The organism is Okeania sp., from assembly GCF_983059655.1.
This window is the reverse complement of the sequence record NZ_CEZPJD010000039.1, coordinates 1-22,404: the sequence shown is the minus strand read 5'-3', so window position 1 is coordinate 22,404 and position 22,404 is coordinate 1. Positions and strand designations below refer to the sequence as shown.

Annotated in this window: 13 protein-coding genes; 9 read left to right on the top strand and 4 right to left on the bottom strand. The window is 35.2% G+C overall.

The window, feature by feature from the left end:
• Nucleotides 1–256: 256 nt before the first annotated feature.
• Both AC3DU7_RS04495 and ispD read right to left on the bottom strand, forming a co-directional pair.
• Entirely contained in the window at nucleotides 257–1,570 is a 1,314-nt protein-coding gene (locus AC3DU7_RS04495) for a nucleoside recognition domain-containing protein (RefSeq protein ID WP_488038160.1), read from the bottom strand.
• Between the two features lie 1,103 nt (nucleotides 1,571–2,673).
• Nucleotides 2,674–3,363 carry a 2-C-methyl-D-erythritol 4-phosphate cytidylyltransferase gene (gene ispD / locus AC3DU7_RS04490; protein WP_488038159.1) on the bottom strand — a complete coding sequence of 230 codons (690 nt, stop codon included), beginning with the start codon at nucleotides 3,361–3,363 and terminating at the stop codon, nucleotides 2,674–2,676.
• A gap of 154 nt (nucleotides 3,364–3,517) precedes the next feature.
• Between ispD and AC3DU7_RS04485 the strand changes: the two genes are divergently transcribed.
• Nucleotides 3,518–4,483, top strand: a complete 966-nt coding sequence (locus tag AC3DU7_RS04485; protein WP_488038158.1) for a glycosyltransferase family 9 protein — start codon at nucleotides 3,518–3,520, stop codon at nucleotides 4,481–4,483.
• 755 nt (nucleotides 4,484–5,238) lie between these two features.
• Here AC3DU7_RS04485 and AC3DU7_RS04480 read toward each other — a convergent pair.
• Together AC3DU7_RS04480 and AC3DU7_RS04475 are read right to left on the bottom strand one after the other, a co-directional pair.
• Nucleotides 5,239–5,724, bottom strand: a complete 486-nt coding sequence (locus tag AC3DU7_RS04480; RefSeq protein WP_488038157.1) for a CRR6 family NdhI maturation factor — start codon at nucleotides 5,722–5,724, stop codon at nucleotides 5,239–5,241.
• 165 nt (nucleotides 5,725–5,889) lie between these two features.
• A complete protein-coding gene (locus AC3DU7_RS04475) occupies nucleotides 5,890–6,036 on the bottom strand; it encodes a hypothetical protein (RefSeq protein WP_488038156.1) in 147 nt (48 codons plus the stop codon).
• 316 nt (nucleotides 6,037–6,352) lie between these two features.
• Between AC3DU7_RS04475 and AC3DU7_RS04470 the strand changes: the two genes are divergently transcribed.
• The 8 genes from AC3DU7_RS04470 to AC3DU7_RS04435 all read left to right on the top strand — a co-directional run bounded on the left by AC3DU7_RS04470 (nucleotide 6,353) and on the right by AC3DU7_RS04435 (nucleotide 22,184).
• Nucleotides 6,353–6,832 carry a Fur family transcriptional regulator gene (locus AC3DU7_RS04470; protein ID WP_488038155.1) on the top strand — a complete coding sequence of 160 codons (480 nt, stop codon included), beginning with the start codon at nucleotides 6,353–6,355 and terminating at the stop codon, nucleotides 6,830–6,832.
• A gap of 682 nt (nucleotides 6,833–7,514) precedes the next feature.
• The gene (locus AC3DU7_RS04465) at nucleotides 7,515–9,692 is read left to right on the top strand and encodes a hypothetical protein (protein ID WP_488038154.1); all 2,178 of its coding nucleotides are present in this window, start codon (nucleotides 7,515–7,517) and stop codon (nucleotides 9,690–9,692) included.
• A 177-nt stretch (nucleotides 9,693–9,869) separates the two neighbouring features.
• Nucleotides 9,870–11,786, top strand: a complete 1,917-nt coding sequence (locus AC3DU7_RS04460) for a DUF3685 domain-containing protein (protein WP_488038153.1) — start codon at nucleotides 9,870–9,872, stop codon at nucleotides 11,784–11,786.
• Nucleotides 11,734–11,955, top strand: coding sequence for a hypothetical protein (locus AC3DU7_RS04455; protein WP_488038152.1), 222 nt, complete (start codon nucleotides 11,734–11,736; stop codon nucleotides 11,953–11,955). Before AC3DU7_RS04460 ends, AC3DU7_RS04455 begins: the two co-directional genes overlap by 53 nt.
• A gap of 1,884 nt (nucleotides 11,956–13,839) precedes the next feature.
• Nucleotides 13,840–14,661, top strand: coding sequence for a PD-(D/E)XK nuclease family protein (locus AC3DU7_RS04450; RefSeq protein WP_488038151.1), 822 nt, complete (start codon nucleotides 13,840–13,842; stop codon nucleotides 14,659–14,661).
• A gap of 955 nt (nucleotides 14,662–15,616) precedes the next feature.
• Nucleotides 15,617–16,810, top strand: coding sequence for an ATP-binding response regulator (locus tag AC3DU7_RS04445; RefSeq protein ID WP_488038150.1), 1,194 nt, complete (start codon nucleotides 15,617–15,619; stop codon nucleotides 16,808–16,810).
• A 680-nt stretch (nucleotides 16,811–17,490) separates the two neighbouring features.
• Nucleotides 17,491–19,872, top strand: coding sequence for a single-stranded-DNA-specific exonuclease RecJ (gene recJ / locus AC3DU7_RS04440; protein ID WP_488038149.1), 2,382 nt, complete (start codon nucleotides 17,491–17,493; stop codon nucleotides 19,870–19,872).
• 44 nt (nucleotides 19,873–19,916) lie between these two features.
• Nucleotides 19,917–22,184, top strand: a complete 2,268-nt coding sequence (locus AC3DU7_RS04435) for a serine/threonine phosphatase (RefSeq protein ID WP_488038148.1) — start codon at nucleotides 19,917–19,919, stop codon at nucleotides 22,182–22,184.
• Nucleotides 22,185–22,404 lie beyond the last annotated feature (220 nt).

The window sequence follows — 22,404 nt, the reverse complement described above, 5'->3', positions numbered from 1 at the left end:
ATAGCTGAAGCGCTGAAGCGCTGAAGCGCTGATAGCTGACGGCTGAATGCTTACCTTTTCTAGAGATGTCTAATATAAGATTGGAAATAAAATTTTAATTGATACAGCGGATTCCAGGTTTATGAGGTACAGTGGCACTAAATTTTTAAATAGTTTTTGAAGTATGGAATAGGGTTTTCATTCTTATTAATTAAATCTACGAGAATCACTGTACTGCACTTACATGCAATAGGCTGTATTATTGCTTGTTTAATCATCAAAACATTATCCGACAAACAATAAGAGAAGCTAAAATTCCTGCTACATCAGCACATAAAGCAGCAGGTAAAGCATACCTAGTTCTTTTAATTCCGACACTACCAAAATAAACAGCCAATACATAAAAAGTAGTTTCAGTAGAACCCTGCATAGTTGATACTAAATAAGAAAGAAAACTATTAGGTTCATTTGTTACTATTTCCGACATAATACCAAAAGCACCACTACCAGATAAAGGTCTAATCAATGCCATAGGTAGTGCTTCAGTCGGCATTCCAATTAAATTAGTGATAGGCGATAAAATTACAGCCAAAATATCTAGAGCGCCACTAGCTCTAAACATTCCAATAGCCACAAAAATTGCCACCATAAAAGGAATTATCCTGACAGCAACTTCAAATCCTGCTTTTGCTCCTTCCGTCATTTTTTCATAAACTTTAACTCCTCGGAAATAGCCAAAAAGTAGAAAGGAACAAATTAATATTGGCAATAACCAATTAGACAAACTTTCCAGAAAAGCAAAACTAAAAATATAGGTTATGCCTTTGAGATTGAAGCGATAAATTACCGCACCTAAAAAAGCACCGATTAAACTAGCAAAAATTAATTTGCCAATTTTATTAGGTGGAGTTAATTCAGATATCTGTGTCTCAGCTTCAAAGAAATCATTGCCGTCTAAATCTACTGACGAAATAGATTGATTTAAACTAGGTATAGATTGCCGACGTGCGAAAAACTTTGCTGCGAAAATAGCCGTAATTGTAGAACAACAAGTAGCAAAAATTGCAGGTAAAATAACATCTCCCGGGTTAGTAACACCAGCACTAGCTCTAACAGTTATTACACTAATAGGAATGATGGTAACTGAAGAAGTATTAATAGCTAAAAATAAACACATAGCATCTGTGGCAGTTCCCTTTTCTGGATTTAATTTATCCATTTCTACCATCGCTTTTAAACCCATTGGTGTAGCAGCATTTCCTAATCCTAAAGCATTAGCAGCTATATTCAAAATAATGGCAGACATTGCAGAGTGAGATGCAGGTATATCAGGAAAAAGTTTCACCATTACAGGACGAATTAAACGAGCAATTACAATCATTCCTCCTGCTGTTTCAACTACTTGAATTATGCCTAACCATAATGCCATACTACCAATTAATCCAATGGCTAAAGTAACAGCATTTTTTACAGATTCAAACGATGCTTCAGTTATTTCTGTCATCCTACCGTTATATGCTGCTATAACTGTAGCTGAAACTATCATAAATAGCCAAATATTATTAATTGGTGATACTTGTTGTTTATTCATTTCACTTTAGGGAGTAGGAAGTAGGGAATAGGGAGTATAATATAAATTAAAGATAGGTATATTTAATTAGTCTAAGAAACACTAAAAACTCAATTTTACCTAATAATTAAGGTTGAACGCCTCTCCTTTATTTAAAGGGTAAACAAGACAAAATTTTCCTTTGAGTCAATCCTATCCGTTTTCAAAGAGAGGTAATAATTAATTATTAATCATTAATTGTTGAATACTAGCTTTTCTTTCCAATAATTAAAGATATAGCAGAAGGAAGAAGTAAGAAGGAAGAAGGTTTTAGTTATCTAGGAGAGAAGGAAAAATCTTCGTTGTCTGAGTTTTAAACTTATATCTCTGCACCCTTTGCTTCAACTATTATAAGATAAATTATCGCAAGCATTTCCTGCGGAATGCTCCGCAAACAGCTATGAGCAGTCAGCTATCAGAATAATAAATAATTATCTCTAAGGTTTGAGAAGGAGACTTTGAGAGTAACTTTTTATTCTTTCTCAATTTCAAAGGTTGCTTTTACCTTTCTCAACATTAATAGCTGATAGCTGGTAGCTGACGGCTGACTGCTTACAAATTATCAATGTGATTATAGCGGTTTTCACAAAGGTTAAACTACAGTCAAAATTATAGATCTATCTAAAGTTTAATAAGTTACATAAATAGTTGTATTCTATGTTAATGAAAACCTCTATAAATAAAAAATGAATCGAAAAAATATTACAAAAGATGTAGAAAATTAGATAGTATTTGTCAGTATATTTTTTATCATAATCATTTTCATATGACAAAAAAATCAGGCTTCAACCCTCACCTTTTAAAGAGATAAAAAATAAAATTATGCATTTTCAAAGCTCATCTATTGCAGGAAGTATTGATAATTAATAGCTGAATTGACCGACAAATCACTACTTAGGATAAATGCACTTTTTTTCTTACGAATAAATAATTATAGTAGTTGAAGGAAAAGACGCAGATAGAGTAAAAGCTTAGAACTCAGACCACATAAAATTTTTCCTTCTCTCCTAGATAACTAAACACCTTCTTCCTTCTTACTTCTTTCAAGGAGAGGTAATTATTAATTATTCATTATTAATTATTCATTATTCATTATTAAATGCTTCTACCAAAATAAATTCTGCTACTCTTAAATCCACAGGAGTTGTCACCTTAAGATTAGTCTCCTCCCCCGTAACAACCTTTACAGGCAAACCACATTTTTCAAACAAAGCAGCATCATCAGTAACTTCCCAACCCAACTGAAGCCCCTTCTCATGACATTCCTTCAACAACTTCACCTCAAAACCTTGAGGAGTCTGAGCAGCCCATAAATTCCGACGATTTGGTGTATCCTGAATTAAACCCGACGAATCAACAACCTTAATCGTGTCCTTCACTGGCACAGCAGCAATTAAACCAGGACACTTAACAACCTCCTCCGCACACCGATCCAATAATTCTGGAGTAGCCAAACATCTGGCCCCATCGTGAATTAACACCTGTTCCGCCTCCGGAGGCAAAGCCTGTAAACCCTTATAAACAGACTCCTGGCGAGTCGATCCTCCCTCAATCAACTCTATAGACTTATTAGTAGACAAACCAGAAATCATCTTTTGAAAATCTGGAAAATCAACAGGTTGGCCAATAATACCAATCCAATTAATATGATGAGATTTGAAAGCAGCCTCAAGAGTCCAACTGAGCAAAGGTTTATCCAATAGAGTCAGCAATAGCTTGTTCCGTTGGCTTCCCATGCGTCGCCCCATACCAGCAGCAGGAATCAATAAATACATTTAATTTTGTGTTTTATGTTTCTAATGAATAATTCTGAATAATTCAATATAGTGGTAAAAATTGAATGTCTACTAAAGAAATAACTCCCAATCAGAATCGTAAGATATGGTTGGTAGTGTGTTCAACTAAATAATTAAGCTAAATTCCTTAAATATGAGAATACTAGCCCTTGTCCCTGGTGGAATTGGCGACCAAATCTTATTCTTTCCTACTCTGGATGACCTAAAAAAATCTTATCCAGAATCTCAAATTGATGTAATTGTAGAACCTCGCTCAAAGGGTGCATACCGAGTTTGTAAGTCCGTACAAGATGTCTTGGCCTATGACTTCAAAGATGCCAATAGTCTTGCTGACTGGGGAAACTTGTTAGGTATTATGCGCGATCGCGAATACGAAGCAGTAATTTCTCTTGGACAACGTTGGACAGTTGGTTTATTGCTGTGGTTAACAGGAATTCCTAAACGGGTAGGTTATGCAGGTAATGGGGCAATTTTTCTCACGAACCCTATACCCCTGAAAACTGAACAATACGCAGCTCAGATGTACCATGATTTATTGCAAGGAATGGATGTTGTCACACCTTTCCCTGGACTATCTATTAATGTACCTAAAGCAGATATTGATTGGGCAGAAGCTGAACAGAAACTTTTAGGAGTATCAGAAAGTGGGTATGTTCTGATTCATGGCGGTTCTAGTGAACTAGCTCAGATTAAAGGTATTGATAAGATATACCCTACCAATTATTGGCAGGAGATTATTACAGAATTACAGCAGAAGCAACCTAATTTACCAATAGTGGTAGTTAAAGGCCCTGAAGATGGAACTTGGGTAAATGAAATTACTCAATTGTGTCCAGATGTCAAAGTAGTGATGCCTGGGGATATAGGTAAATTGGCGGCTATGATTGCTGCTGCTAATTTAATGCTATGTACTGATAGTGCTCCAATGCACTTAGCAGTTGCAGTTGGGACATATACTATTGCTTTGTTTGGTCCAACTAAGCCAGAAAAATTATTACCCAAGAGCGATCGGGTAATTGCAGTCAAATCTCCTACTGGTAAAATGAGCGATATTTCATCCCAAGAAGTTTTAAATAAAATTTGGGGCGGAGAAAGTTAAAGCAAGCAAAAGTTGAAAGTTAGGAGGCACAAGCAGGGTTAGTGGAAGGTTCATTAATAGATAATGGATAATTGATAATTACCTCTGGTTAAAACCGTTACCGAATTGAATATAAGGAAATATTATTTCTTCTCTTGGTCTCATTGATATGGCGTTTGCTACCGCAAAGCTTTCCTAACCGCGTTTGCGATAGTATTCCGCAAGGAAAGCGTCCCGGAGGGAACGGAGACCCGCTCTTGCAGAGCCGCTCCGCTTTTCCGCAAACATGACGGCGACAGCCGTTAACGTAGTTATGCGTCAGCAAAACGCCATATCCAATCGACCGCTTTTTTTTCCTTAAAAGGGCAGGGCTAATTCATTGTGGTCAGAGAATATTTGTCACCCTATATTTTCCATTAAGTAACTTTGGCAAGATATAGTAGGTTTCAAAGGATACAGTTTTTCTCCGGTGACAATAAATTATCTCTGTCTTAAAAGGGGAGGCTTTAAACCAGAATTATTTAATTATTAATTATTTGGTAAGTATCTTTAATTGCCAGGCAGTCTTTGCTTGACAAAAATTTTTCCTAACCCCCAGTTTTGTGTCTGGATTGAAGTGGTTGAGCGCTCACATTTAGGTGTTTGACATTTCTCTGTTATCTGTGGCCTCTTTTGGTGGGTGTTCCTTAGCGGGTATGTCATCCGCAAGGTTACACCGCTGTAATGTTCAAACCTCTTATTTATTAACCTCAAGAGCATACTGTTATATTTATTGTTCAATCTTCTTCTAGAATTGAACTAAAAAATTCTTCTGCTAAGTCATAACCCAACATTTGAGACATGGACATCAATCTAGATTTGCTAGAAATATCTTGTTGATGTAGCCATTTTCTTAAGACAAAAATTTTTTGCATCAGAAATATTTCTAACGCTTCTGGGTTATATTGGACACCTTCAGTGCGATGAAATTGGTGAGGTACAAGCATAGCAGTATAACGAGCTAACTCACCCTCTTTCCAGTTAAGCAAAAATGGCAACCAAGGATAAATACTGTCTAAACGAATAAACCATAAACGTACTTCTGGAATTTCTGAAAGTTCCCGTGGATCTTGGGGGTCGCGATTATAGTTAATGGTGAAATTTAGCTGCTGTTCGGAAGAGGCGATCGCTCCTTCACTCAGCAGTTGAGATATGACACTTTGAACTGGAGATACGTCCAAGTTATGGAAGTGTTCGGTATTAAGGGCGATCGTAATTGCCATCTTTATCAGGTATAAATAATTATCAATTTATTTCTATATACCAGAAGAAAGAGGTAAGAGGGAAGAAGGCGTTTAGTTATCTTTGGAGAGAAGGACAAATTTTGTGTTGTCTGAGTTTTAACTCACGGTTCGCTGAAATTTTTAGAGAATAATTTTTAATAACGGTTACACGCCTTGCCTTATATGATTTTCTGCAAATTGGGAAAGCCGAGTAGAGTAAGTTGGCGATCGCCAATTAACTTCCTCAAACCCTAATAAACTGGTTGATAGTAAATCAGTTGTTTTTGATTTATCAATTTTTCCTGATATCAATCAATTCCTATCCCAGAAAGGATTTGAGTTAGTTTATCAAATTTTAAGGAATGAGAAATAGACGAACGGTAAGTTTAAGTTTTTGATATGTCAAATACAGTAATGGCTACTACTATAGCAAAAAATGGCATAGTTAGGACTAATACTAACAATCGACCGAATCAGAGGAAATGTTTTTCCCACTACTCCCTACTCCCTATTCTCTGATATAATAATGAACTTATAATTTTACCCGATAGCAAAACTGAGGGTTGATATCTTTCAGTGCGAATTGCTATAGAATAATTTGCAGTTGATTTGGAGAAAAGTTGGCGCTGTGAAACAAATTTACTCATTAGAAGATGCTCTAAATTATTGTAAGGCTAAGGGAATGCGCCTGAGTCGTCAGCGTCGATATATACTAGAAATTTTGTGGCAAGAGAAAAAACATCTATCAGCTAGAGAAATCTATCATAGATTAAATTTCCAAGGTAAAGAAATTGGTCATACTTCTGTATATCAAAATCTGGAATTTCTATCAAAAGATGGAATTATTGAATGTATTGAACGTGCTGATGGTTGTTTATATGGCCATAAAAGCGAATCTCACTCTCATATTAACTGCTTAGATACCGGACAAATTACGGATATTTATGTAGAATTGCCTCAAGAGTTACTTGAGCAAATAGAAGCACAGATAGGAGTTAAAATTACTGATTATCGTATAGACTTTTATGGTCACTACAGCCATAATTTTGGCAGTGGAACGATAAAAGACCAGAAAATAAAAGGTTCTTTTTCTGATGCTTTTCAGTAAGTTAACTCGAATAGACCTAAATTTCATCAGTCATAAAATTAAACATAATTTATAATCAACATCTACCATACCTGAATTGGGCAAAAAAAATTAAAATGCTAGAGTTTCAAACTACTCACTAAGTTTTTTTCAGGTTATACATATAGAAAAAAAATGCTCGGCTCGAAGATTAAATAAATTTCCTAAAATCATTACTTTTAGCTGAGGTGAGGTTAAGTGAAAAATTTAGTCAGTGTGCTTAAGTATGCAAGATATATACATAATAAAAAAACCTACATAAGTATGAGCTTGAGTTAGCAAATACTTAATGATTGTAAGCATTCAGCAGTCAGCCATCAGCTATCAGCTATTGCCTTTAGTTTACTATCAAAGATTTATTAATTGTCTTACTACAACAGTTGGCTCCCTTACCCTTTAAGTCTATTTTATTTAATTTAAACACTGTCCTTAAGGAGAGAGCCTTGTTACTAATACCTAATAGCTGTTTGCGCAGCATTCCGTAGGAAATGCTTACTAATGATTAAACATCCCAAGTTAAGCTCGAGCCTAAAACTTATATTTTTATTTATTCGGAGCTATTAAAAATATTCTATATCATGAAATAAAGATAAATATATTATTAGTTGAAAAAATAATTATAACCAGCTTAAAAGTTAGTACAATTAGCACAATAAACTTCACTATGTCATCAGAAAATATTTCACAACAAAAAGAATTGGCGGTTTCCCATAGCTCTTCTCAAAATGGAGAAAGTGGCTATAGTAGTACTTCCCTAGTCAAAACAGAATTAACAGATACTATTACTTCCACCTCACAAACTTTAGATAAAGAGTTAAACAATACCTCAGAAGTTGAACCACAAAAAGATTCTCAAATACCTACAAATCCAAAACCAAATAAAAAACCAAAAAGTTATTGGGGATGGCAACTAATTTGGTGGAGTATTGCAGCAAGCTTTGGGATAACAGGTGGTGCAGCACTTCTATGGTTACTGGTTAACCCACCCCAACCAAACTGCGAACAAATTTCTCCATTATCAGCAGATGGAGAACGACTATATTGTGCCCACAAAGCCGCTGAGTCCAGAGATGTCAAACAGTTGGAAACAGCTCTAGCTTTAGTAGAAAGTTGGCCAGAAGAACATCCTCTCTATCAACTAGGTCAACAAATGACGGGGGAATGGACAAAATTAATAATCTCTGTTGCCCATCAAAAAATTAGAGAGGGTAACTTGCAAGCAGCTCTAGATACAGTAGCAAAAATTCCTAAAAGCAGTCCCGCTTATTCTAGGGTAGAAGAAGCAGTAGCAGGTTGGAAAAAACAATGGGCAGAAGGTCAATCCCTTTATGACAAAGCGGAACAAGCCATGAAAGCTATGGACTGGAAAAAAGCCTCCGCTTATTCCCTAGCAATGTCAAAACTAGATAATGTTCACTGGCAAAGTATTAAGTTTAGGGAAATATTAGAGCGCATGGCCTTAGAAAAAAAAGGTTGGCAAATATTAAAAGATGCTCGCTATCTAATTTATGAAGAAACAGCAAATGAGTATGGAGAAGCGATCGCTCTCGCAAAAAAAATAGACCCAAAGCTCTACATCCGAGACAGAGCTGAAAAAGATATTCAAAAATGGAGTCGTAGCTTAATTGAAATAGCAACTAAACGTATAGAAGATCAAGACCTAAAAGGAGCGATAGTAGCTATTGAATATATTCCTTCTGACTACAAACTGAAAAAAGAGGGCAAAGATTTAATTTTACTAGGCCATGCTAAAGCAGCAACATGGAATCAATCTATGGAAGGCTATCAAGTGGGTAATATAGCAGCCCTAGTAGAAGGAAAAGCTGCTGCAGCTCAAATTACTTCTAATAGTCCCTACTATCAACAAGCCCAAACTCAAATTCAAAAACTACAAAAACAGTTAGACGACTTAGCTCATATTCAGCTAGCCAAAGCGATCGCTAATGTTGGTCAACCTGCAACATTACAGTTAGCTATAGACCAAGCTAAAATGGTTGGCCTCGAACAACCAAAGCGCATCCAGGCCCAAACTTTAATTGCTAAATGGCGCAAAGACCTTCTGAAAATAGAAGACCAACCTTACGTCCTCTTAGCAAAACAGCTAGCGAAACAAGAAACTGTCGATAGTTACAACTCAGCGATTAAACAAGCTAGTTATGTTGCATTGGAGCGTCCCTTGAGAATAGAAGCTCAGACTCTAATAGCTGAGTGGAATAAACGAGTACAAATTATTGAAGATTCACCATTATTAGCAGAAGCGAGAGTCTTAGCAAAAGAAGGAAAGCTTGGGCAAGCTATTGATGTGGCATATGAAATAGAAAGTGGTCGTGTTTTGTACGAAGAAGCCCAAGATGAAATTTATAAGTGGAGTACAGAGCTACAAATTGCCCAAGATAGGCCAATTCTCAATCAAGCCTATGGTCTAGCCGAGCAAGGCCGTCTTACTGCTGCGATTAATACGGCTTATCAAATTAGTTATGGTCGCGCTCTCTATTATGAAGCTCAAGGTGCTATATCTAAATGGGCATCTGAACGAGATGCTATATGGGCAGAACAACAGGCAGAAGAAGCCCGAAGACGGCGACAGTACCAGCCGGCCCCAGCACCTAGTCCACAATATTATTCACCAGCACCTAGCCCGCAATATTATTCACCAGCTCCACAGAGGTCTTATTCACCAGCACCTAGCCCGCAATATTATTCACCAGCTCCACAGAGGTCTTATTCACCAGCACCTAGTCCACAATATTATTCACCAGCTCCACAGAGGGCTTATTCACCAGCTCCAGCTCCAGCTCCAGCTCCAGCCTCAAGTTCAGATGCATATTTACTGCAAGAATGATGAGCCAATCAATATTTATGAGTTAGGAATTTAAACTCAAGAAAAGAGTTTCAGCTAGAGGGGAAACAGAAGCAGGGAAAATTGTATCTACCCTAAATGTATAATTTCTAGACTGACTACTAAAAGTCATAATGTTACTTGGTAGTGCCCTTAAATATCTCAATTCCAAATCAATTTATGAATGGAGAATCAGCATTAAAATTGCTGCTTATTGATAACGATCCTATCTTTCGGGTAGGGTTAAAATCTGCCTGTGAGCAGTTTTCAGACATCGAAATAGTAGGTGAGGCAGAGGTAGGAGCAGAAGCGAAAAAAATTATTCAAAATTTGATAACACAAGAAAAAAGTTTTTTGATAATTTTAGATATAGAAACCCAAAATTTGTCCGATCAAACTACACAGGATATTAAAATCTCTGGAATTGACTTTTGTCAAGAGCTAAAAACTTCATATCCTCAATTACCAATTTTATTATTGACATCCCTCAAAAACACCGCATTATTAGAATTCATACGAGAGTTAGGTGTTAGTGGGTACTGTTCTAAAGGAATAAATATTTCTGAGTTAGTAACTATTATTCGACAAGTTGCAAATGGTCAGTCTAATTGGATAAATGGTTCTATTAGAGAAGATGTGCCAGATAATTATGGCAAAGTAACAACCTCAAACCTAAAAGTTCAAACAGCAAACTTTTTCAAAACTCTTCGTTACAATGTTTGTAATTCGGGACTAAAACAGATAGATTTGTCTCTTGCAGAAATTACTTCTCAATTAGATGAAAGTTTAAAAAATTTAGATCGAAATAATTTAACTTCTGTACTTAATGTAGCAATTAATTCTGGGCAACGTCGAGAATTATTAACTGCTAGGTGGATTGTTAATCAATTATTGCCTCGTTCTTTTAATCTGCAAAAACAGCCACAAAAATATGTAAGTAGAGATAGTTTGTTTGACTCTCAAATGCAATATATTACTGGGTTACAGGCCAAGAAAAAATCCAATTCAGTGAGTATTGATGAGCAAATTGTACAAACAAAAAATTCAGAAGTTATTTCTCAGAATCCTACTGAAGAAATAAATGTACAAACAGCATTATTTGAAGTAACAATCGCTAAATTAAATTCTAATTTAATTAATCTTAGTAAATTGCCAATGGAAATAGATATCTTGCGGGGTGCTAAGAAACAAGAATTAATATATATAGCTTTATGTAAATTTGAAGATATTCTTGATGAACTGCGTATTACTCCTATTTTGTTGGAAGAAATACCACAAAAAAGAAATGAGATTGTTAGTAATTTGTGGGAAGTGACGACTCAAGTTTTTTTTAGTAAATACTATCAAGTAGAAATCAGTAGTAGCACAAATAATCTCAATTATTTTGCAGAAAAAATTAGATTAGAAGTGATGCCAGTCTTGTTAAATGATGTAGAGAATGTGCATGAATTTATTCTGAATAAGATTCCTTTAGTTGAAGAATTAATAGGGTATTTATTATTTCAAGTTCCTTTAGTGGTTGATAATAAATCTTGTGCTGTAGGTACTCCTGAAGCTATGCAACTTTCTGAAGCATTATTGCAAAATTTATTAATTTCAATTGCTAATGCTGTGATGTACCCTTTATTAAATAATTTTGCTGATGTGGAAGAAATTAAAGAAGATTTTTATAGTCGGCAGTTATTATCAACACGAGACATTGAAAAATTCCGTAATAGTTTATCTTGGAGATATCGTATAGAACAATATGTAGGGGAACCAAAAGCAATTTTTGAGAGTAATTTTTCTTTGTTTGTTTTGAATGAAAGTGGCATTAAAAAAATGGCGATTTATTCGCCCCGCAGACATGAATTAGCAAAACTTTCAGGTATTCCACTTACCGTAACATTACTTCTAGAAACTCGTGATGCCATAGCTCCTGGTGTTCGTGCTACTGTTTCTTTTATTGGTAGTGGAATTGTTTATTTACTTACTCAAGTAGTTGGGCGTGGTATTGGTTTAATTGGGAGAGGTATTTTTCAGGGTCTTGGTAATTCTTTTCAAGATGCTAAATTCGGTAGAAACAATAATAGAGCAGAAACAAAAAGAAATAACTAATCAATTCAATAAGGTAAGGAAGAAAGAAGAAAGAAGAGGGAAAAGGGAAAAGGGAAAAGGGAAAAGGGAAAAGGGAAGAGGGAAAAGGGAAGAGGGAAAAGGGAAGAAGGAAGAGGGAAGAGGGAAGAGGGAAGAAGGAAGAAGGCTTAATAACAAGAAAAAAACTTAAATTTCCTGTAGATATTCACTCTTGAGTTGACAAAAAAAAATGATGCCAAGGAATTACTTCGTGCTTTCTGAGTCTTGACTTCTGAGTTGCGCGTAGAGCTATAGTACTTGGGAGAAAGCAGAAACGAAGGATGAAAGTGGGAAAAAATCTTGAGATATTCCAGCATTTTATCTCTGCATTAAATGGAAGTATATTGGCAAAACTTAAATCACATTGTGGTCAAATCATTTTATTGAGCTTCTAGGCAGAGCCACATTCTTAACTCCAAAATACACGAAATTTTACTTTTCTGCAATTAAGGCTGTATTGTTTATCTATCAATATTTTCAGCCTTTGCTAGATGGGTAGGAAATATATACTTTTAGCTGTGCTATCGCATCTTTTTTTGCCCTAAATTACACCCTAAAAAGAGATGTTGAACTAATTTTGCTAATTTAATTTTAAATAACTAATATGTAATTTATTTTTTTATAATTTTTAATTATTTAAGTATTTGTAGCTACTTATCCAAGACATAGACAAGTTTAAATATTGCTCTGCTAATTAATGATGAAAGCTTTGAAAGGTAAAGGTTTTAGCCTTTTCAGGCACTAAGGGAGTACCAGCTTTTAGGTGGTAATGGTTCAAAAAAGAGGGTATTTTGGGCAAAAAAGGGGAAGAACAATCAAGGTACGATTCTTCTGAGTACCTCTTCTATAATTCCCATTCCTCCTGAGTTCTGGATTCACCGATTCCCCTCCACCGGAGGGGTTAGGGGTGGGTTGGCTCCTACCCCTACCAACAGACTTTATAAGCGCAAACCCTAAATAAGTCAAAATAATAGCAGTTATAAATAATATTCATATTTGTATCTGGATTTTTTCCTGATTGACAAAGAAGTTAGTGGAACTTATAGCATTTCTCAAAAACTTTTCAACCTGTATATTGAGCAGGGAAGTTGCATACAACGTCCGAGAGCTAGAAGTAAATAGAATAATAATTAATGCTAACCAGCGTGCTAGTTATCAAAAAAGTGATAAGGCTAGTGTTAATTACTTAATAATTGAAGTGATGCCTAAGTTAAGCATTAATATATGGTAATTGGTATAATACCAATTTCAAAAAAGAATGGTACAAAAAGGTATACCTTGATCGGATATGCTTAAAAATAGCTAGTATAGTTCATTTTAGATAGTTATTTATATCGTTTTTCCATTTTTTTAAATATTTATCCCTTATTCCTTCTTCCCTCTTCCTTCTTTATTTACTTCTACGATTTGTAAGGAACATTTATCAAATTGGTATTAGACAAAAATCCAGCAAAAAAGTCCTTATCAGAGTTTTATATAGAATCCGGTTGATAAGACATTCTTCTTCTTTGCTTTTAATATTGTGGAATGACTCGAAAAATATTGCCCTGATTTAATATCATATTATCTCTGGATAAGAGCGTGACAAAAAAACTTTTTCTTCCTTATACTCTGGAGTTTAGACTAAATTTTGGGGTCTTCAGATAATTTGCTCAGAAGCAATGAAGACTTGAAACTCAGAACCCTTGGAGAATATCAGGGGTGCTGATGTTTTCAATGAATAATGATTATTTTTCTTTTTTGGCGAGGCAAGGATGAAGCTGGCATTATTCAAACTATTCAAAAAGTACTTCCAGGGCACAATTAACCCATAGCACCCTAGTGGATAATTGACTAAAAAGTCTTTGTAATGCTGCAATGCGAAATAGTTTCAGTCTTGTTGGCCTATCTCACTATTCTCCCTCGGCAAGTTTCCGGCCTGCCTTAATTAGTCTGAACTCCAGTTATACCTTAAAATTCCCTTTTCTTCCTTCCTGACTCCTGATTCCTGACTTCTAACTTCTACCTATAATTATTCAACCGGACATAATAACTAATGGCAAAATATAGACTCTCTCAACAACACCTGAATCTACTTACAACTTGCCCCCGTAAATTTCAACATCTCTATCTTGATAATCTGAGCGTACCAACAACACCAGCACAACAAGAAAGACTAAATTGGGGTAGTCAATTTCACTTATTAATGCAGCAAAGAGAACTAGGCTTACCAATAGAATCTTTAATGTTAGAAAATCAAGAAATGCAGTACTGTTTTGAAATTTTTTTTCAAGCAGCACCAGAAATATTAAATCCTGAAATCCAAGATAATATAATTTTACGTCAAGCTGAACATAGTCTTAGTATTAATTTTAATGGTTATATATTGACGGTTATTTATGATTTATTGATTGCCGATATTCAACAAGCACAAATTTTTGATTGGAAAACTTATAGCTTTCCTCAAAATCAAACAAAGTTAGCTCAAAATTGGCAAACACGCTTATATCTTTACACTCTAGTTGAAACTAGCAAATATTTGCCAGAAGCAGTTTCGATGACCTATTGGTTTATTGAACCAAAAAGTAAAAAGTTACCTGCAAAAATAAATTTTTTTTATAATCAACAGGCACACGAAAAAACTAAGCGCGATTTAAAGCAAATACTATACCAGTTAAATAATTGGTTAAAAAATTATCGAGAAAAGGAGGAAGAATTTCCTCAAGTCCAGCAGATTGATAGTTGTCATTCTTGTCAATTTATTAATCGTTGTCAGCGTTTTATAGAAGTTCAGGACAAAAAAGTAGATCTTAAATCTACAATTATTTCTGCTGATTTAATATTAAATCTAGATAGTATTCCAGAAATATCAATTTAGCTGAACATTATTGAATTAAATTCTAGGTACAAGTCCATAGAGATGATACAAAATTTGGTTATTAAAGATATTTTATAGGATGTAAGATCAAACCTCTCTTCATCTTTCCTAAACCCCGTCTCCCCATCTACATAATTAAAGATACTCTATCAACCGGATTTAGGATGAGCTTAAAAATTGCTCCAGTCACTATAGGAATTTTTTCTGAGTAAAATATAATAATTCCCACTAGTGCAGAATGGCGGAAATAACTGACCAGTTACAAAATCGCGGGAACAATTACAAATCAAAAATGATTGACTGTAATGAAGTGCGTCTTAGATTCTGGAGGGGCTGTGTGCGGAATTACTTCCGCACAGTAGGCACCCCGTAGGAAACCTCATCAATTAGCACTCGCTTTTAACTTCCGCGTAGCGGTACTAGATTTATTCATTAATTGATATTGAATATAAGGAAATCAGATTTCTTTTTTCTCCTTAAAAGGAGAGACTTTAAACCGAATGGGTTAATTATCAATTATCCATTATCCATTATCCATTGGTAAGACACTCCCAGCATAGCTCTAATGTAGAATTTGATATAAAATCAGGAAAAAAGAAAGTAATACTTCTGGAAAAGTTTAAGATTTAAAAGAGAAGAAAGGCTTGATTTTTATCTCAAAATCAAAAAGTTTATGTGGAAATTATACCTAAGTCATGCCGATTGTAACTTATTACAGCTTTTATCAATTAAATGAGAAACCGGGTGAAAATTTGGGACTTTAGGAAAAAGGACTCGAAAAAAGAGTAATAGTTAAAGTTTACTCCTTTGTAGTTTACCCTAAGTCAATACAAGAAGCATAATTCAATGTATGACAGACCTCACCTCACCTGCATAAGAAGCTTTATAATATTTATAATTATTTACTATAAGTAATTTATAAATTTAAAGTAATCGGCTTATTAGTTAAAATATTATGTCATCAAAAATACTTGTTGTAGATGATGAGCCTGATTTTGAATCGCTGATCATCCGTAACTTTAGAAAAAAAATCAAACAAAAAGAACTAGAGTTTATTTTTGCTAGAGATGGTGTAGAAGCATTAGAAATATTGTCACAAGAATTAAGTATAGATATCGTCTTAACTGATATTAATATGCCTTTAATGGATGGATTGACTTTATTAGATAATCTTCAAGATAAATATCCTGATATTAAAGCAGTAATTATTTCTGCTTATGACGATATGGAAAAAATTAGGTCGGCAATGAATAGAGGTGCTTTTGATTTTTTGACTAAACCTATAGATTTTGAAGATTTAGAAATTACTATAAAAAAAACCTTAGAAAATGTTAGACAACTCAAAGAAAATAAACGTTTAAAACAAGAAAAAGATGAAGCAGAAGCAGCAAACCGAGCAAAAAGTATATTTTTAGCAAATATGAGCCATGAATTACGAACACCATTAAACGCAATTATTGGCTATAGTGAAATTTTATTAGAAGATGCACGGGATTTAGGTTATGAAGACTTTGTTCACGACCTTGATAATATTCATACTGCGGGAAAACATTTATTAACAATAATTAATGATATTCTCGACCTTTCAAAAATTGAAGCAGGTAAAATGGATATCCACTTGGAAAGTTTCAAGATAATGGCATTAATTGAAAATGTTGTAGCGACTATTCAACCATTAATAGAACAAAATAGTAATACATTAGAAATAATCTGCGAAGATAATCAGGAATTAATAGTAGCTGACCCCAATAAAATGCGCCAAGTGATTTTAAATCTTCTTAGCAATGCAGCTAAATTTACAGAAAATGGCAACATTAGTTTGAAGGTTCAAATTATTAGCAACTATGAGAATTGTACTGTTAACAATGAAGAATTTGCTTCTAATAAAATGTTGATTTTAAGTGTTGCTGATACCGGTATAGGTATATCAGAAAAGCAAATGAATATTTTATTTCAACCATTTACTCAAGCTGACAATTCAACAACACGCAAATATGGAGGTACTGGTTTGGGTTTAGCTATTAGTCGTCACTTTTGTAAAATGATGGGTGGGGATATTAGTGTAGTGAGTGAAGTTAAGAAAGGCTCAATATTTACAGTCAAAGTTCCTTTTATTAAAGAACAATTTATCAATGAAGAATTATTGTAAGCATTTCCTCCGGAATGCTGCGCAAACACTAGTTAGCTATTAGCTATCCTCCTGCGGAGGAACTACGTTAACAACTATTGACGATCAGAGGAGGTAAAAGCAATTGAGAAATACAATTGATAAATTTGGATAGAATTAAAACTTACTGTAAAATCATGCTTCTTTAAGCTTATAATAAATTATTCATTAGCTATTGCTTTTAGCTAAAAATAAAAGCTTTACTCATTGAATCAGAATTTATATTTACGCCTAAAGACTGGTATAAAAAAGTTTTATATGAGATTGCATAGAATTATGAAATTCATTAAATAGATCTATCTCTATCTACACTTACCTGCTGTAAATTATGCTTGAAATATTATTCTATGCAGCTTCATTTCAATTTGTATTATACCAATTCCCAAAAGGAATGCTATACTTCAACAGTCAAATATTTACCAAGATTCAAAGTCTTTTTTTGACAATTATTAGTCGGTTAATATAGATTTTTCCTACTTTTAGCCTCTCCCCACACCTCCCACACTTCCCACACTTCCCAACCCAATCATACATAGCATTCTTTTTGAGAAATGATATTACACAGTCTATATTCATTAAAACCCCAGAGATGAGAGCTGAAAGCTGACTGCTAAGATCTGAATGCTGACAGTGTAGTGACAATAAATTAAATTGATTTAAAGATGTCTGAATTCAGAAATTATTGGCAAATTTATGCCTCTGATAATCCACCTAATTCATTTGTTGAACTTGTCAAAAACTATGCACCAAAATTATCCGTCAAATATCTACCACAATTATTATGGCAGCGTGGAATTAAAGATACTCAAAAATTAGTAGGTTTTTTGGAACCAAAACAATATAAACCTACTAGCCCCTTTGAATTTGGCATAGAAATAAACAAAGCTATAGAAAGAATAATTGATGCTAAAAACAATCAAGAAAAAATTGCTATATGGGGAGACTTTGATGCTGATGGAATTACCTCAACATCTGTACTTTGGGATGGATTAGGAGAATTTTTTCAGAAAAACTCTCAGTTAACCTATTACATTCCTAACAGATTTACAGAATCTCATGGCTTGAACTTTGCTGGAATTGAACAATTAGCAAAAACCAATTATAGCTTAATAATAACCTGCGATACAGGTAGTACAAATATTGCCGAAATAGAATATGCAAATAATCTGGAAATAGATATAATTGTCACCGACCATCATACTATTCCCCCTCAACGTCCGCCCTTATTAGCTATTATTAATCCTCGTTATTTATCCCCCTCTCATCCCCTATATAATCTCTCCGGAGTTGGAGTAGCTTATAAATTAATAGAAGCACTTTATTTAACTCATCCAGAAATACCTAAACTACCCTTAAAAGAATTATTAGATTTAGTAGCTATTGGTTTAATTGCCGATTTAGTTCAACTAACAGGAGAAAGTCGGTATTTAGCACAAATAGGAATTGAAAAATTAAGTACACAACTCAAAAAAACTACCAGACCAGGAGTTACCAAACTATTAGAATTATGTAAAAAAACAGGCGATCGCCCCACAGATATTTCCTTTGGTATTGGCCCTCGGATTAATGCTGTCAGTAGAATCATCGGAGATGCCAGCTTTTGTGTAGAATTGCTTACCAGTCGTGACCCTCAACGTTGTCAAAAACTAGCTATAGAAACCGAACTGGCCAACTCTAGGCGCAAATCCCTACAAAAAGAAGTAGTTCGAGACGTTACCCAAAAATTGACCAAACTAGACCTTTCTACCACTAATGTAATAGTTCTCACAGACCCTCAATGGCCTGTAGGTGTATTAGGATTAGTTGCAGGTCAAATAGCTCAAGAATACAATCGTCCCACTATTTTGTTGACTGAAGAAACTGAGGTGGTAAAAAGCTCTGAGGAACCATTATTAGCTCGTGGTTCAGCCCGTTCCTTTGGTCAAATAGACCTATACCAGTTAGTTAAAAATCAGGAACACTTGTTACATAGGTTTGGAGGCCATCCTTTTGCTGCTGGTCTAAGCCTACCAGTAGAAAATATCCCCATATTTACAGATGCTATTAATCAATTATTAGGACAAACATTAGGAACGACTTTTAACCAGACTTCAACAATAGAAGTAGATTTAATTATTACTGTCTCTGATTTGGGTAGAGATTTATTTCAGGAACTTAAACTTTTAGAACCCTGTGGCATGGGCAACCCCATTCCTAAACTTTTGGTCCAAAATTGTTGGTTTAGTAATGTTTGGCACAGAAATCAAAAAGATTTAAACGGAAAAAAAGTTCAATATATCAAAACAGATTTTGAAATTTGGGATGAGTCTGGGGAGGAGGGGTTCCCTGGTGTTTGGTGGGGTCATTATAAAGATGAAATTCCCGAAGAAAGATGTGATGCAGTAGTAGAACTAGACTTCAATGCTTATAAAAAACGTTATGAAGTCAGACTTATTACCGTACAACCATCGCTCCAAAATACTCAAGTTAAAGCATCAAACCTTGTAGATTGGATATGGGACTGGCGTAATAGTCAGAGAGTAGGTAATCTAGAAGAAATAAGAATTGATAGCCAAAAAGATTTTCTGATTCTCAAAGAATGTCCCACTAGCTGGAACGATTTGCGAATTTGGTTCCGGCGAGCAATTAATCAACAAAAGAAATTAGCGATCGCCTACTCACAACCTCCTATTGTCTCTCCGACAGATATCTGGCAAAAACTTTTGGGTATTGCTAAATATCTCAGTCGTACAGCTAAACCTGTCACCCGTTATCAACTACTAAAAAAATTAGGTATTGGTGATACTACTCTCAAATTAGGTTTTCAAGTCTTACAATATTTATGTTTTAATGTCAAGTATAAAGACCAAGCTTTTTACATAACTCAAAATCAAATAAAAAACCAAAAATCAGAAACTAAATCCCAAATAATCGGAAAGTTCCTAGCAGCAATATCAGAAGAACAATTTCGGCAAAAATACTTCTGTGAAGTACCATTAAAGACAATAGAAGCGATCGCAGCCCAGACAATCTTAGAAGATACTACTGTCTCTATTCCCTTCTAGTTGCTCTAAAATAATTAAGTTGTGACATAGAATAGACCTCTATTATGCTCATCTGTCCCCAATGTGAGTTTGAAAACCCGAACCAAAATAAATACTGTCAAAAATGTGGTACATCCCTAACCCACAAAAATTGTCATCAATGTGGAGCACAAGTGTACTTGAGCGTTCAAAAATGTCACAACTGTGGTGCTGATATAGCTCAAGTCTGGAAGGCGATTATAATTACTCAAGCAGAAGCTCTCCTCCCCAACTCACCTGAAATTAATCTCAAGGAAATGGGGCAAGAAGAAGTAATAACCGGAGCAAGTCCTCTGGCCAAAGATTCGGCGGATTCAGCAGCAGATGTTCTGATAGAAGAAGCCGAAGAGATTTTAGAATCTTCCGAACTTCTGGAGGCAGAAATGGAAGTCGATCTACAACCTGCTGCCGAAGTAGAATCAGAAGGTACTTTACCAGAAACAATAGCTGAAGCTGACGATCAATGCCAAAATTTAGGGGAGTTAGATAACTCTGATATCGCAGACATCCTCAGTCCAATGTCTGAAGCAGCAAACACAGAAAATCAATTATCCTCAAATCCAAATGACGATCTAGAAATTCTCTCCACTGCATCAGAAAAATATTTAGATTCCCAACAGCGCTATCAATTATTGGAAACTATACCACCAAGAAACCAAGGTGAAACGGTAGTAGTACAAGTATTAGACTGTAACCCACTAGAGCAAACACCCCTCAAAGCTTGGTTAAGCAGTAACTCCGGTAATTTTAGACCACCTATTTATAGTTCTCAAGAGAATGAGTTATCCGGTTACCAAAATCAAGAAAGTCAATCTTATGTCTCAAACCAACAGGGACAAACAACGGAGATAGAAGCTTTGATTATTCCCACAATTGCTCAACCATATTTAGCATTATATGCCCAACTACCTCAACACTTTCCTACTATTCAAGATAGTTGGGCATCGCAAAACGAAGAAATATTGCTTCTGGCAGACTACAGTAGTTTGCCATTATTAGTAGACCTTTGGGGAAGCGAACACCTCTGCCAGCTACAAATTCTATCTTGGTTGCAGCAAATGACTGAACTTTGGGTAGCTCTAGCACCATGGCATTGTTGCCAAAGTATACTAGAATCTGAAAATCTGCGGGTAAGTCAAACAGACAATAATGATATCAAATTGCAACGCCTGTACTCAAAACCTGGGGAGACTCAAAATCTCCAAGATTTAATGAAATTCTGGCAATCGTTATTTGAGCAATCTCAACGGACACAGTTTGGTTGGGTAACAGCTTTAATGCAAGATTGGCGGGATGGTAAAATACAAACTATTGAACAATTGCGATCGTATCTAATGACTACTGAAGACAACTTACAACCCCAACCACCTCCTACATCACCACCTACAGTTTTGCAAACTGATGATACTTTCTCACAAATAGTCGAAAATATAGAAACTCAAAATACTGAACTTTTGCCGATACAGTTGGTAAGTTTGGAAAATGCTGGTAAAAGTGATGTAGGCAGTCAACGAGATCATAATGAAGATTCTTTTGGCATTCAAACTCAGATAGAAAACCAAGAAACACCTACAGAAAAAATTATTCAAGCGAAAGGACTTTATGTACTCTGTGATGGTATGGGAGGGCATGCTAGCGGAGAAATAGCGAGTCAAGTAGCAGTAGATACTATTAAACAATACTTTAAAGTTGAAAGTAGTTGGTCTGTAGGTTTGCCCTCTGAAGAAATAATTCGTGAGGCAATTATACAAGCAAATGAGGTAATCTACGAGATTAATCAACAAGAAGTCCGCTCAGGCAGTAGTCGGATGGGTACTACTTTAGTGATGGCAATGGTTTACGATACAAAAGTAGCAGTAGCTCATGTGGGTGATAGTCGTTTGTATCGTCTCTCTCGTCAGGGAGGTTTAGAGCAGGTCACTCTAGACCATGAAGTGGGGCAAAGAGAAATTAATCGTGGAGTTGAACCGGACATAGCTTATGGTCGCCCAGATGCTTATCAATTAACTCAAGCTTTAGGACCGCGAGATGAAGATTTTGTCAGACCTGATGTAAAATTTTTCGATCTTGATGAGGATAGTCTATTAATTCTAGCATCTGATGGTTTAACAGATAATGAGTTTCTGGAAAATAATTGGAAAAATCTCCTCGAACCTCTTTTAGACAAACAAGCTAATTTAGAGTTTGGTGTCAACCAGTTAATTAATTTGGCAAATCAGTACAATGGTCACGATAACATTACAGTAATTGTTATTCGTGCTTTGGTGAAGCCACAAAAAGGCGCTGAATACTGAGATGATTGAGGCCGACACGGGGACACGGGGACACGGAGACACGGGGATTATAGTTGATCCTCTCTGATAAAATCATCCCGCAATTATGCAATGCCATAAAACAAAGATAATATTCCTTATGTCAAGCCTCTTGATTTCAGAGCTACTGATAACTGATAACTGAAATGACCAACTATTTGTGACATTTTTTAAGTGAATTGGTATAGCAGTCGAAACAAAA